11 protein-coding genes are annotated in these 12,728 nt (G+C 76.5%); 8 read left to right on the forward strand and 3 right to left on the reverse strand.

All coding sequences use genetic code 11. The annotated features are described in order from the left end of the window. Nucleotides 1-66 precede the first annotated feature (66 nt). The 7 genes from meaB to Q0789_RS01685 all read left to right on the forward strand — a co-directional run bounded on the left by meaB (nucleotide 67) and on the right by Q0789_RS01685 (nucleotide 8,467). The gene (gene meaB / locus Q0789_RS01655) at nucleotides 67-1,044 is read left to right on the forward strand and encodes a methylmalonyl Co-A mutase-associated GTPase MeaB (RefSeq protein WP_363325976.1); all 978 of its coding nucleotides are present in this window, start codon (nucleotides 67-69) and stop codon (nucleotides 1,042-1,044) included. Between the two features lie 77 nt (nucleotides 1,045-1,121). Further along, a complete protein-coding gene (locus Q0789_RS01660; RefSeq protein ID WP_298801450.1) occupies nucleotides 1,122-2,426 on the forward strand; it encodes an amidohydrolase in 1,305 nt (434 codons plus the stop codon). Between the two features lie 157 nt (nucleotides 2,427-2,583). After that, complete coding sequence (locus Q0789_RS01665) at nucleotides 2,584-3,678, forward strand: BMP family ABC transporter substrate-binding protein (protein WP_298801451.1); 1,095 nt, start codon at nucleotides 2,584-2,586, stop codon at nucleotides 3,676-3,678. Between the two features lie 167 nt (nucleotides 3,679-3,845). Continuing rightward, nucleotides 3,846-5,477, forward strand: a complete 1,632-nt coding sequence (locus Q0789_RS01670; RefSeq protein WP_298801453.1) for an ABC transporter ATP-binding protein — start codon at nucleotides 3,846-3,848, stop codon at nucleotides 5,475-5,477. A 34-nt stretch (nucleotides 5,478-5,511) separates the two neighbouring features. Further along, nucleotides 5,512-6,750, forward strand: a complete 1,239-nt coding sequence (locus tag Q0789_RS01675; protein WP_298801454.1) for an ABC transporter permease — start codon at nucleotides 5,512-5,514, stop codon at nucleotides 6,748-6,750. Continuing rightward, nucleotides 6,747-8,042, forward strand: coding sequence for an ABC transporter permease (locus tag Q0789_RS01680; RefSeq protein WP_298801455.1), 1,296 nt, complete (start codon nucleotides 6,747-6,749; stop codon nucleotides 8,040-8,042). The genes Q0789_RS01675 and Q0789_RS01680 overlap by 4 nt, the downstream gene beginning before the upstream one ends. Continuing rightward, complete coding sequence (locus Q0789_RS01685) at nucleotides 8,039-8,467, forward strand: cytidine deaminase (protein WP_298801457.1); 429 nt, start codon at nucleotides 8,039-8,041, stop codon at nucleotides 8,465-8,467. The genes Q0789_RS01680 and Q0789_RS01685 overlap by 4 nt, the downstream gene beginning before the upstream one ends. 68 nt (nucleotides 8,468-8,535) lie before the next feature. Here Q0789_RS01685 and Q0789_RS01690 read toward each other — a convergent pair whose 3' ends face one another. Further along, a complete protein-coding gene (locus tag Q0789_RS01690) occupies nucleotides 8,536-9,183 on the reverse strand; it encodes a Mut7-C RNAse domain-containing protein (RefSeq protein WP_298801459.1) in 648 nt (215 codons plus the stop codon). Between the two features lie 123 nt (nucleotides 9,184-9,306). On the opposite strand from Q0789_RS01690, the gene Q0789_RS01695 reads away from it, so the two are divergent. Beyond that, on the forward strand, nucleotides 9,307-10,701 hold the full coding sequence (locus Q0789_RS01695; protein WP_298801461.1) for a Cpe/LpqF family protein: 1,395 nt from the start codon (nucleotides 9,307-9,309) through the stop codon (nucleotides 10,699-10,701). A gap of 101 nt (nucleotides 10,702-10,802) precedes the next feature. Here Q0789_RS01695 and Q0789_RS01700 read toward each other — a convergent pair whose 3' ends face one another. Then, nucleotides 10,803-11,291: a hypothetical protein gene (locus Q0789_RS01700; protein WP_298801463.1), complete on the reverse strand. Its 489-nt coding sequence runs from the start codon at nucleotides 11,289-11,291 to the stop codon at nucleotides 10,803-10,805. Between the two features lie 736 nt (nucleotides 11,292-12,027). After that, on the reverse strand, nucleotides 12,028-12,609 hold the full coding sequence (locus Q0789_RS01705) for a hypothetical protein (protein ID WP_298801466.1): 582 nt from the start codon (nucleotides 12,607-12,609) through the stop codon (nucleotides 12,028-12,030). Nucleotides 12,610-12,728 lie beyond the last annotated feature (119 nt).

Below are 12,728 nucleotides of genomic sequence, written 5' to 3' on the forward strand. Positions count from 1 at the left end.
GGCGGGGCCGCGGGCGGGGCCGCCGACGGGGGAGGAGCCGCGCCGCCGCGCCGGGCGCCGGTCGACGTGCCGGCGCTCGCGGAGGGCGTGCTCGCCGGGCGGCGGGGCGACGTCGCCCGGGCGCTGACCCTCGTCGAGTCGCGCCGACCGGACCACCGCGAGCGGGCCGGCGAGCTGCTCACCGCTCTGCTGCCGCACGCGGGGGGAGCGGTGCGCCTCGGCGTCACGGGCGTGCCGGGCGTTGGCAAGTCGACCTTCGTCGAGGCGCTGGGGACCCGCCTCACCGGGGTGGGGCACCGCGTGGCGGTCCTCGCCGTCGACCCGAGCTCGAGCCGCACCGGCGGTTCGATCCTCGGCGACAAGACGCGGATGGGGCGCCTGGCCACCGACCCCGCGGCCTTCGTCCGCCCGTCCCCGACGGCGGGGACCCTCGGCGGCGTCGCCCGGGCCACGCGGGAGGCCGTCGTGGTCCTCGAGGCCGCGGGCCACGACGTCGTCGTCGTCGAGACCGTCGGCGTGGGCCAGTCCGAGGCCGTCGTCGCGCAGATGGTCGACACCTTCTGCGTGCTCGTCCTCGCCCGGACGGGGGACTCGCTGCAGGGCATCAAGAAGGGGGTGCTCGAGCTCGCCGACCTCCTCGTCGTGCACAAGGCCGACGGGCCCCACGCCGCCGACGCCCGCGCCGCGGCGTCCGAGGCGCGCTCGGCGCTGCGGCTCGTGACGCCGCCCGACGCGCTGTGGCACCCGCCCGTCCTCGAGGCCAGCTCGGTCGAGGACCGGGGCGTCGCCGAGGTGTGGGAGGCCGTGCTCGCGCACCGCCGGACGCTCGAGGGCGCCGGGGAGCTGGCGCGCCGGCGCGGGCAGCAGCAGGTCGACTGGATGCGCGCCGCCGTGCGCGACGCCCTCCTCGCGCGCCTGGAGGAGCCCGCCGCGCGGGAGGAGCTCGCGACCGCCGCCGAGCGGGTGCGGTCGGGCGAGGTGCCCGCCACGCAGGCCGCCCGGGAGGTGCTGGCCGCCCTCGGCGCCCCGCCGCACGCGTCGTGAGCGCGGCGGGCCGCCCTCGCGCCCGGCCCCTGGTCGCGCGGGGAGCCGCCGCCCGGTGCGCGGTAGCGTCGACGCCCGTGACGAGCTCCTCCCCGGACCCGGTGACCGGCGCGATGGTCGGCCCGGTGGCCGGTCCGCCGGCCGGGCCGGGCCCCGGGGCCGAGCCCCTGCCCGACCCGGGCGAGGCGGCCGCGGCGGCGCTGCGGGAGGCCGACGTCCGGGCCCTCGTCGACGCGACGGTGCCCGAGCTGGTCCCCGAGCTCCTCGCGGTGCGGCGCGACGTCCACGCCCACCCCGAGCTGGGCCACCACGAGCACCGGACCACCCGCCTGCTGGCCGAGCGGCTGGAGGCGGCCGGTCTGGCGCCGCAGCTGCTGCCGGGCACGGGTCTCGTCGTCGACGTCGGCGACCCGGACGCGCCCCCCGTCGTCCTGCGTGCGGACATCGACGCGCTGCCGGTGACCGAGACGAGCGGGGTGCCCTTCGCCTCCACGGCGCCCGGCACGACCCACGCCTGCGGCCACGACGTGCACACGGTCGTCGTGCTCGGCGCCGCCCTCGTCCTCGTCGAGGCCCACCGCCGGGGGCTCCTGCCCGGTCGCGTCCGGCTGCTCTTCCAGCCGGCGGAGGAGGTGACGCCCGGCGGCGCGGTCGAGGTGCTGGCCACGGGGGTGCTCGAGGGGGTCCAGCGCTTCTACGCGGTCCACTGCGACCCCCGCCTCGACGTCGGCCGGGTCGGGCTGCGGCACGGCCCCATCACGTCGGCGTCGGACCACGTGCGCGTCCGGCTGCGGGGGCGGGGCGGGCACACCTCGCGCCCGCACCTCACGGGCGACCTCGTCTTCGCGCTGGGGCAGGTCATCACGGCGCTGCCCGCCGTGCTGTCGCGCCGTCTGGACCCGCGCACCGGCGTCAACCTCACCTGGGGCCGCGTCGAGGCCGGCGGCGCCCCCAACGCCATCCCGGTCGAGGGGTGCGTCGAGGGGACATTGCGCGTGCTCGACGTCGCCGCGTGGAAGGAGGCGGGCGAGCTGCTCCAGGAGGTCGTGGCCTCCGTGGCCGCCCCCTACGACGTCGAGGCCGTCGTCGAGGTGACGCCCAGCGTCCCGCCCGTCGACAACGACGAGGACAGCGTGCGCGTGCTCCAGCACGCGGCCCGCCTCGTGCTCCCCGAGGGCGCGGAGGCGCGCACCGAGCAGAGCCTCGGGGGCGAGGACTTCGGCTGGTACCTGCAGGACGGCGCGCCGGGAGCCCTGGCGCGCCTCGGCACCCGCAGCCCGGGCGGCCGCACCTTCGACCTGCACCAGGGCGACTTCGTCGCCGACGAGGGCGCCGTCGAGGTCGGCGTGCGCCTCCTCGCGGCGGTCGCGCTGCTGGGCTGATCGCGGGGTGCCGCCACCCGGCCGGGTGGCGCCGGGCGTCAAGACCGGGTAACGGTCTCGTCTCCCCGGGCTCGGGCGTGCTCGAGCACCCCCGCGCGCTGCCTATAGTCCACCGACCGCCGAGGACGGGCCCGGCGGCGCCCCACTGGAGGACGACGTGAAGAAGACCGTGCGCGGAGCCGCGCTCGTCGGCGCGATCGCGCTGGCGCTGACCGCCTGTGGCGACGCCCCGGAGGAGACCGACGCCGGCGGGTCGGGCGGCACCGCCGCCCCCGAGGGCGGCAGCGACTACCTCGCCTGCCTCGTCTCCGACCAGGGCGGGTTCGACGACCAGTCCTTCAACCAGTCGGCGCGCGAGGGCGCCGAGGCCGCGCGCGACGAGCTCGGCGTGGAGCTGCGCGAGCTGGAGTCCCAGAGCGCCTCGGACTTCGAGCAGAACGTCCAGCAGACGGTCCAGCTCGGCTGCGACCAGACCATCTCCGTCGGCTTCCTCCTCGCCGACGCGACCGCGGCGGCGGCCGAGGCGAACCCGGACCTCAGCTACGCCCTCGTGGACGCGGCGACGGAGCAGTCCTACGACAACCTGCGCCCGCTGCTCTTCGACACCGCGCAGGCGTCCTTCCTCGCGGGCTACCTCGCCGCCGGGACCACCGAGACGGGCACGATCGCCACCTTCGGCGGCCTGCAGATCCCCTCGGTCACCGTCTTCATGGACGGCTTCGCCCGCGGCGCCGAGTACTACGACGAGCAGAACGGCACCGACACGACGGTCCTCGGCTGGGACCCGGAGGCGCAGACCGGCTCCTTCACCGGCGACTTCGAGAACCAGACCAACGGCGTCAACACGACGCAGAACTTCATCGACCAGGGCGCCGACATCGTCCTGCCGGTGGCGGGCCCGGTCGGCCTCGGCGCGGCGTCGGCCGCGCAGGGCGCCGACGGCGTCAAGCTCATCTGGGTCGACTCCGACGGCTACGAGTCCACCGAGTACGGCGACATCATCCTCACGAGCGTCGTGAAGGAGATCGGCGCCGCGGTGCAGGACTCCATCTCGGCGGGCGTGGACGGCACCTTCTCCGGCGAGCCGTACGTCGGCACGCTGGAGAACGGCGGCGTCGCCCTGGCCCCGTACCACGACTTCGAGGACCAGGTCCCGGCGGAGCTGCAGGACCAGATCACGCAGCTGCAGGAGCAGATCGTCTCCGGCGAGGTGACGGTCGAGTCGCCGTCCTCGCCGAGCACCGACGGCTGACCCGCCCGGCCCACCGCGGCGCCGACCCGAGCCCCCGGGCCCGGGTCGGCGCCGCTGCGCGCCCCGACCTCGGGGCGCGCCCGCGAGACCGGCACCACCCACGGCGCGCCCGACGAGGGGCGCCCGACGAGGGGCGTGAGAGCCCCCAGGGCGAGCAGGAGGACGACGTGAGGCTCGAGCTCCGCGGCATCACGAAGCGGTTCGGGCCGCTCGTGGCCAACGACGCCATCGACCTGGTGGTGGAGCCGGGGGAGATCCACTGCCTCCTGGGGGAGAACGGCGCCGGCAAGAGCACGCTGATGAACGTGCTGTACGGCCTCTACACCCCCGACGAGGGCGAGCTCCTCCTCGACGACCGGGCCGTCACCTTCGACGGCCCCGGCGAGGCCATGGCCTCCGGCATCGGCATGGTCCACCAGCACTTCATGCTCGTGCCCGTCTTCACCGTCGCCGAGTCCGTCGTGCTGGGCCACGAGCGCACGCGGGGCCCGCTGCTCGACCTCGACGCCGCGCGCGCCCAGGTGCGCGAGGTCTCCGACCGCTACGGCTTCGGCGTCGACCCCGACGCGCGGATCGAGGACCTCCCCGTCGGCGTCCAGCAGCGCGTCGAGATCATCAAGGCGCTCGTCGGCGACGCGAAGGTCCTCATCCTCGACGAGCCCACCGCGGTCCTCACGCCGCAGGAGACCGACGAGCTCATCGACATCATGCGCCAGCTCAAGGCGGGCGGGACGTCGGTCGTCTTCATCACCCACAAGCTCCGCGAGGTCCGCGCCGTCGCGGACCGGATCACGGTCATCCGCCGCGGGAAGGTCGTCGGCACCGCGACCCCCGACGCCTCCGAGAACGAGCTCGCGTCCCTCATGGTCGGCCGGTCCGTGAGCCTCGGCGTCGGCAAGGAGGCGCCGCAGCGGGGGGAGGAGCACCTCGTCGTCGAGGGCCTCGTGGTGCGCGACCCGCGCGGCGCCCGCGCCGTCGACGGCGTCTCGCTGTCCATCGCCCGCGGCGAGGTCCTCGCCGTCGCCGGCGTCGACGGCAACGGCCAGAGCGAGCTCGCGGAGGCCGTCGTCGGGCTCGTGCCCGCCGAGTCCGGCTCCGTGCGGCTCGGCGGTCGGGAGCTCCTCGGCCTCAGCACCCGCGAGGTGCTCGACGCCGGCGTCGGCTTCGTCCCCGAGGACCGCTCGACCGACGGCGTCGTCGCGTCGCTGTCGGTCGCGGAGAACCTCGTCCTCGACCTCGTCCGCTCCCCGGAGTACCGGCGCGGCCTGAGCCTGCGCCGCGACGCCATCCGCGCGAACGCCGAGCGGCGGGTCGAGGAGTTCGACGTCCGCACGACCGGCGTCGACGCCCCCGTCGGCACCCTGTCCGGCGGCAACCAGCAGAAGGTCGTGCTCGCGCGCGAGCTCTCCCGCCCCCTCGAGCTCTTCATCGCCTCCCAGCCGACCCGCGGGCTCGACGTCGGCTCGATCGAGTTCGTGCACCGGCGGATCGTCGCCGAGCGCGACGCCGGCACGCCCGTCCTCATCGTCTCGACCGAGCTCGACGAGGTCGTCGAGCTCGCCGACCGCATCGCGGTGATGTACCGCGGCCGCGTCGTCGGCGTCGTCGACGGCGACACCGACCGCGACGTGCTCGGCCTCATGATGGCCGGCGTCCCCGAGGACGAGGCGCGCCGCCAGGCGGGGGACCACCCCACCCGCACCGACCACCCCGACGCCCAGCAGCCCCGAGCCGGGACGGGCGCCGCCGCGGAGCCGCGCACGGCGCCCGCGCAGGAGACCGTGGAGGAGAGCCCGTGACCGCCCCCGCAGGCCGACGCCAGCAGGCGCACCGGTGAGCGCCCAGCAGACCGAGGCCCACGCCGACGACCCCGACCAGCAGGCGCCGCCGTCCGGGCGCGAGCCCGGCCGCTTCGGCGCGGCGCTCGCCGCCGTCCGCGACGGCTCCGGGCTGCTCTCGCTGCTCGCCGTCGTGCTCGCCCTCGTCGTGGGCGCCGTGCTCATCGCGGCCGCCGACCCGCGCGTGCAGGAGACGGCCACCTACCTGACGGCGCGCCCCAGCGACTTCTTCGCCGCGGTGGGCAGCGCGGTCGGCGGCGCCTACACGGCGCTGCTGCAGGGCTCCTTCCTCGACTGGACGGCCGGGTCGGCGACCCGCGTCGTGCGGCCCCTCACCGAGACCCTCACGGTGGCGACGCCGCTCATCGCCGCGGGCCTCGGCGTGGCGCTGGGCTTCCGCGCGGGCCTGTTCAACATCGGCGCCCAGGGCCAGATCATCCTCGGCGCCGTCCTCGCCGGTTGGATCGGCTTCGCGCTCGACCTCCCCGTGGGCCTGCACCTGCTGCTGGCGCTGGTCGGGGGCGTGGTGGGCGGCGCGCTGTGGGGCGGGATCGCCGGTGGCCTCAAGGCCCGGACGGGCGCCCACGAGGTCATCGTCACGATCATGCTCAACTACGTCGCGCTGCGGCTCGTGGAGTTCCTCCTCACCCTCGGCGCCTTCCAGCGCGAGGGGCAGGCCAACCCCATCAGCCCGCCGGTCGAGGCGTCGGCGCAGCTGCCGCAGCTCCTCGGGTCCGGCTTCCGCCTCCACGCGGGGCTGCTGCTGGTGCTCCTCGCGGCCGCGGGCGTGTGGTGGCTCCTCGAGCGCAGCACCGTCGGCTTCGGCCTGCGCGCCGTCGGGGCCAACCCCGCGGCCGCCCGCACCGCGGGCATCTCCGTGCCGCGCTCCTACGTCACGGTGATGCTCCTGTCCGGCGGTCTGGCCGGCCTCGCGGGCGCCGTCCACCTGCTCGGCACGGAGGACTCGCTGACGGCCGGCATCGCCGGGTCCTTCGGCTTCGACGCCATCACCGTGGCGCTGCTCGGCCGCTCGCGGCCGGGCGGGGTCGTGCTGGCCGGCCTCCTGTTCGGCGCGCTGCAGGCCGGCGGGGTGTCGATGCAGGCGCGCACCGGGACGCCGATCGACATCGTCCTCGTCGTCCAGTCCCTCATCGTCCTCTTCATCGCCGCGCCGCCGCTCGTGCGCGCGATCTTCCGACTGCGCGACCCGCAGGCGAGGGGAGCCCGGGCATGAGCCTGCCGTCCGCCACCAGCACCGCCCCCACGGCGGCGTCCGCCGACGGGGCCGACGCGGCGCGCCCGTCGCGGCGCGCGTCCGTCGTCATGGCCGTCCTCACGGCCGTCGGGCTGCTCGTCTTCGTCCTCCTCGCGAGCGGGGGCACGAGCACGCTCTCCCTCGCGAGCGGCCGCGACGTCGTCTCGCTGCCCGACCTCGTGCTGCCCAGCCGGTGGGCCTCCGCCGTCCTGCTCGTCGGCTGCGCCGCGCTCACGGGGCTCGCCGTCGCGCGGACGGCCGCCGGGCGCCGCACGCCCGGCTGGGTGGTGCCCGTCTTCGGCGTGCTGCTCGTCCTCGCCTTCCTCGTGTGGGTCGTCACCGGCTCACGGGTCTCCGTCGTGAGCCTGCTGGGCGGGACGCTCCTGCTCGGGGCTCCGCTCGTCTTCGGCGCCATGGCCGGCGTCGTCAGCGAGCGCTCGGGCGTCGTCAACATCGCCATCGAGGGGCAGCTGCTGCTCGGCGCCTTCCTCGGCGCGGTCGTGGCCTCGCTCACGGGGACGGCCTACCTCGGGCTCGTCGCGGCGCCCGTCGGCGGCATGCTCATCGGGCTGCTGCTCGCGGTCTTCACCGTGCGCTACCTCGTCAACCAGATCATCGTCGGCGTCGTCCTCAACGTCTTCGCCATCGGGCTGACGAGCTTCCTGTACTCGACGGTGCTCAGCGACAACGCGGGGTGGAACTCGCCGACGGGGCTGCCGCAGCTGCCGATCCCCGTGCTCTCGGCCATCCCCGTCGTCGGGCCGGTGCTCTTCGCGCAGAACCTCCTCGTGTACCTCATGTACGTCGTCGTCGCGGTGCTCAACGTCATGCTCTTCCGCAGCCGCTGGGGCCTGCGGCTCCGGGCCGTCGGCGAGCACCCCAAGGCGGCCGACACGGTGGGCATCCCCGTGGCGCGCACCCGGTTCCGCGCCGTCGTCCTCGGCGGCGCCATCGCCGGCCTCGGCGGGGCGTCGTTCACCCTCGGCGCGTCCGCGGCGGGCCTGGCCTTCAACCGCGAGATGACGGCGGGCAGCGGCTACATCGCCCTGGCCGCCATGATCTTCGGCCGCTGGAGCCCGCTGGGCGCGCTCGGGGCGGCCCTGCTCTTCGGGTTCGCCTCGAACCTGCAGAACGTGCTGTCCGTCATCGGCACGCCGATCCCCAGCCAGTTCCTGCTCATGGCGCCCTACCTCGCGACGATCTTCGCCGTCGCCGGGCTCGTCGGCCGCGTGCGGGGACCGGCCGCGGCCGGCGTCCCCTACGAGAAGTGAGCGACGACGTGGGCGCCTCGGCCGAGACCGGCCCGGCGGTCGACTGGGACGCCCTGCGCGCCGCGGCCACCGACGTCATGCGGCGGGCGTACGCGCCCTACTCGGGGTTCCCCGTGGGGGTCGCCGGGCTCGTCGACGACGGGCGCGTCGTCGTCGGGTGCAACGTGGAGAACGCCGGCTACGGCGTCACGCTGTGCGCCGAGTGCGGGATGGTCAGCTCGCTGCACGCCACCGGCGGCGGGCGGCTCGTCGCCGTCGCGTGCGTCGACCGGTCGGGGACGGCGCTCATGCCGTGCGGGCGGTGCCGGCAGCTGCTGTGGGAGAACGGCGGCCCCGACTGCCTGCTCGAGACGCCCGAGGGCGTGCTGCCGATGAGCGACGTGCTGCCCCAGGCCTTCGGTGCGAGCGACCTCGAGACGCGCTAGGTGCTCCTCGGCGCGGACGGCGCCGCCCGGGCCAGGAGGACGTCGAGGCGCTCGGCGTGCGCGCCCCGTCAGAAGACGTGGCCGCAGCGGGCGCAGCGCGTGAAGGCGTCGTAGCTGCGCCGCGTGCCCGCGGGCAGGCGGTCGGCGACGTCGGCCTTCGCGAGGGGCTCGAGGTGGCCGCCGCAGCGCGTGCACCGCGTCATCGGGGCGAGCGGCGGGGCGAAGCGGTCCAGGACGTCGGCGAGCTGGTCGTCGGGGTCGTCGCCGCGCACGAGGGCGCCGGCGGGCAGGGCGCGACGGCGCAGGAGGCCCCGGTCGCGCGTGAGCAGCAGGCGGTCCTCGGCGGCCGCCCGCCCGACGAGGCCGGCGTCGTCGAGGGCCGGGTCGTCGGCGGCGTCGAGGCCCAGCAGGCGCAGCCGACGGGCGAGGGTCCCGAGGTGGACGTCGAGCAGCAGGCCCCCGGCGGGCAGCGGCTGCGGGCGCGAGGGCGGGGCGACCTCGACGACGTCGCCGTCCTCGAGCCGGGCCGCCGGGTCGAGCGGGGCGCCGCGCCGGCGCAGCGCGCCGACCTCGGTGCGGGGGACGCCGGCGGCCTCGACGACGTGCCGCGCCGTGGCGTCGGGGTCGTGGCGCAGGCGGCGGCCGTCCTCCCGGTCGCGCGGCGGCAGCAGCCAGCGCAGCGACGGGTCCGGGAGGACGACGACCGTGCCGGGCACCCCGTCAGCCTGCGGCGCGAGCGCGGTCGCGGCGACCTGCTCGTCTCCGCTGACCGTGCGCGACCCGGAGTGGTGACCAGGTCGGCGGTGGGGTGGCGCCCCGTGGCGTGCGACGGTGGGGGCGTGGCACGAGCGGGGAGGGTGACGCGCGCGGCGGCACCGGTGGCGCTCCTGGCGCTGGTCTCGGCGGGGTGCACGGGCGGGTCGGAGCCGGGGAGCGGGGCGACCGGTGCGCCGTCGCCGCCCGCGGCGAGCCCGTCGGCGGTGGCGCTGCCCGGCACGCCCGTCGGCGAGGCGGCCGGGTGGGTGCTCGACCAGCTGGCGGCCGGTGCGGGGCCGACGCCCGAGGAGGCGCGGCAGCGCTTCTCGCCCGGCTTCCTCGACCAGCTCGGCGCGACGCCGGTGGCCGAGGTCTTCGACGGGCTCCGGGCCCTGGGGCCGTGGACGCCGACGGCCTTCGACGGCTCGGACACCGAGGCCCTGGTGTCCCTGGCCACCGGCTCGGGCACGGCCTACCGGATGCAGGTGGTCGTCGATGCCGACGGCGTCATCGGCGGCCTCCTCTTCACCGAGGACACCGTCGCGGGGCGCGAGGCGGCGACCTCGTGGAGCGAGGTCGCCGACGACCTGGCGGGCCTGGCCGAGGAGACCCACCTGCTGGCCGCCCGGGTCGAGGAAGGCGCGTGCGTGCCGGTCGACCCGGCCGCCGTCGTCGCGGCCGACGAGCCGGCGCCCCTGGGCTCGGTGTTCAAGCTCTACGTCCTCGGGGCCGTCGCCGCCGCGGTCGAGGACGGGTCGCTGGCGTGGGACGACGAGCTCGTGGTGACCGACGACGTCCGGAGCCTCCCGTCGGGGGAGCTGCAGGACGCCCCGGAGGGCGCCGCCGTCAGCGTGCGCGAGGCGGCCGGCGGCATGATCGCCATCAGCGACAACACGGCGGCGGACCTGCTGGCGACGACGGTGGGGCGCCCCGCCGTCGAGGCGGCCGTGACGGCGCTCGGCGCCCAGGACGCCTCGGGCCTCGTGCCGTTCCCGACCACGCGCGAGGTCTTCACCCTCGGGTGGGGCGCGCCCGAGCTGCTCGAGCGGTGGCCCGACGCGGACGTCGCCGAGCGGCGCGAGCTCCTCGCCGAGCTGCCGCCGGACCTCGGCGGGGTCGAGGCCGCCGACGTCACGACGCCGGTGTGGCAGCGGGACGTCGGGTGGCGGGCCTCGGCGGAGGACGTGTGCCGCGCGCACGTCGGCCTGCAGGAGCTGGCCGCGCAGCCCGGCCTCGAGCCGGTGCGCGAGGTGCTCGCCGAGAACCCCGGCCTCCCGCTCGACGAGGACGTCTGGGACTACGCCGCCTTCAAGGGCGGCAGCGCGCCCGGCGTCCTCGCGGCGTCGTGGTACCTCGAGCGCGCCGACGGCGAGCAGCTCGTGCTCGTCGCACAGGCGGCGGACGGCGGGGCCGTGGACCAGCCGCTGTTCTTCGCGGTGGTGCAGGACGCGCTGGGGCTGCTCGCGGAGGGCGTGTGAGCCGTCCCCGACGCCCGCGGTGGAGGTGCCGGACGTCCTCGTCGTCGGGCAGGTGAGCCCTCGCCGCGCTGGACGGTCGGCGTGCTGGGCACCTGCCGCCGTCAGGCGGGGGGCGACGAGCCGTCGTCGTCCTGGAGGCGCTGCACGGCGTCGGCGACCGTCGTCGCCGTGTCCAGTGCTCCGACCACCGCCGTGCCGCTGGCGCCGACGACCACGACCTCACGGCCGACGACGGCGTAGGCGCGCCAGCCCGGTGTCTCCTCGGGTCCCTTCCGGAGCAGCCGGACGTCGTCGGCGGCGAGCCCCGCCTCCGCGGCCGCAGCGGACGCCGCATCCGTGTCGAGCAGCACCTCGCGGTCCGACGTCTCGCAGGCACGGGGAGCGCTGTCGAGGAAGTCGAGGAGGTCGGTGGTCAGCTCCGCCGGCGGGGCGAAGGCGCCGGTCACCACGATGCCGTCCTCGTCGTCGACCTCCACCCGGTACTCGGCGTGCACGCCCGTCGCGGCGAGCTCCTGCTGGGGGTCGGTGAGGAGGTCGCACGGCAGGAAGCGGCCGAGCGGGAGCTCGTCGTCCATCTCGAGCACGTCCACGCCGTCGAGATCATCCGGCTGAAGGAGGGGCGCGGGCGGCGACGGAGAGGAGGCGCAGCCGCTCACCAGGGCGACGGCTGCGACGGTGGTCGCCGCGTTCCTGCGCAGTGGGAAGGTCACCCGGCGATCCACCTCTCGTGCAGGCGAGCGGCAGTCGCGACGCCGCTCCCGGTCCTCCGCCGGTCCGGCGCGACGCTACCGGGCTCGCGGGGGACGGGGAGCAGTCCGCCGGCTCGTCACCGGTCAGGTAGCACCGTCACGCCGTCGAGTCGTCCGTCGACGTCTCGCCACGCCGCTGCTCCCCGGCTCCGGGTCGGCGCTACGGCCGTCGGTCGAGGAGCAGGACGTCGAAGGGCTCGCCCGCGTCAGCGCTGCGGGCGCTCCACGCGCAGCAGGACCCAGGGCGTTCGGTCTCCTGACGGGGCGGGACGTCCTTCAGCGCAGCGGCCGGAGGTCCTCCGGTCCGCCCGGGGTCGTCCGTCGCCGCCGTCGGTCGACCCTCCGGAGGGCCCAGTCGAGCGAGGCGGGCGTGCCAGGCGACTCGCGCAGGCGCGGGTCGTCGACGAGCACGTCGAGGGCGAGCTCGACGAGGACGGGGTGCTCGGCGAGGTGGGACGGCGACGACCGGGGACCCCTGCTGCACCGCCGGTCACCCGGACGGACGCCGTCGGGCCGGGCGCGCGTCGAGGGCGGGCTGCCCGGACCGGTGGCGCGGGCGACGGCCGCCGCCCAGACGTCAGCGTCTCGGCACCCCGGTGACCTCGCGGGCGCTCTCGACGGCTGCGAGAGCCTGCTGCTGCAGGAGGCCGTCGGCCACGTCGCCGGTCGTGACGACGACGACCCGGCCGTCACCGAGGTCGGCGGCCGCTCTCCGGTACACCGAGACCGGCCCGGAGGTGCCGTCCTCGCCGGTCAGCACGACCACCGCGGACTCGTCGAGGCCGGCTCCGGAGGCGATCGCCGCTGCCACGTCCTCGTCGAGCTGCAGTCGAGTCCGTCGTGTCGAGCAGACCTCGGGAGCGGCACGGGCAGCAGCGACGACGTCCTCGACCTGGCTCGCCCCCAGCTCGAACAGGCCGACGACGGGTCGCTGCTCGGAGACGTACCGGACCTGGCGGCCGTTCGTGGCGCTGAGGGAGGAGAAGGGCTCGGCTCCCACGGGGCACGAGCCGACGGTGCTGACGAGGGAGTCCTCCTCGACAGCCTGCAGGTCCTGCACGCCCATCGCGTCGCCGGAGGGGAAGCCGTCCGGCGGCGCGGGAGAGCCGCAGGCGGCGATCAGACCGGTCGAGACCAGGAGAGCGGCGGCTCGCGTCATCGCTCGCCGTGCGCACCGGCTCCTCCGCACCACGTGGCCTCCTCCGGGCGTCATCAGGTCCAGGCGTCGGCCTGCACCTGCAGGCGCCGCGACCATCCCACCGGCGCGGTCGGTGAGGA

Origin of the sequence: uncultured Pseudokineococcus sp., from assembly GCF_947499845.1 — a bacterium.
In the GTDB taxonomy this organism is placed as follows: Bacteria; Actinomycetota; Actinomycetes; order Actinomycetales; family Quadrisphaeraceae; genus Pseudokineococcus.